The organism is Syntrophomonas sp. UBA1041 (assembly GCF_002316705.1).
Taxonomy (GTDB): Bacteria; Bacillota; Syntrophomonadia; order Syntrophomonadales; family Syntrophomonadaceae; genus DTU019.
The window spans coordinates 3,534-3,819 of the sequence record NZ_DCEA01000043.1 but is presented as its reverse complement, the minus strand read 5'-3'; the positions used below and the strand labels follow the sequence as shown (position 1 = coordinate 3,819).

Below are 286 nucleotides of genomic sequence, written 5' to 3'. Positions count from 1 at the left end.
GTTTCCGGGGGAACCCTGGAAGAAGCATTGGCATTGAAGGCTAGGAAATGGTGAGTTAGTTGCTTATGACTTGAGTTCAGCTGCAAGGGGGGATTACTTTGGGCTTGTTTCTTACGGAAATCCTGATTAAATCACACTGGCTGCCGGAAAAACTGGCTGAGACCTTTTCGGAAGCGATGAGCATAGCAGATAATCGAAAGTACTCCATAACTATCCGACCTCTGGAAGATACTGATGACTTTACCCCCGCTTCATTTTTCGAACAGGAAAAGAAAGTCTTGTTGCG

The 286-nt window shown here is 45.8% G+C and carries 1 protein-coding gene; it reads left to right on the top strand.

Annotation, left to right across the window (positions count from 1 at the left end; all coding sequences use genetic code 11):
* Window positions 1–98: 98 nt before the first annotated feature.
* Window positions 99–286 (top strand): hypothetical protein (locus tag B2633_RS06985; protein ID WP_483169899.1); only part of this gene is annotated, 188 nt, incomplete at its 3' end.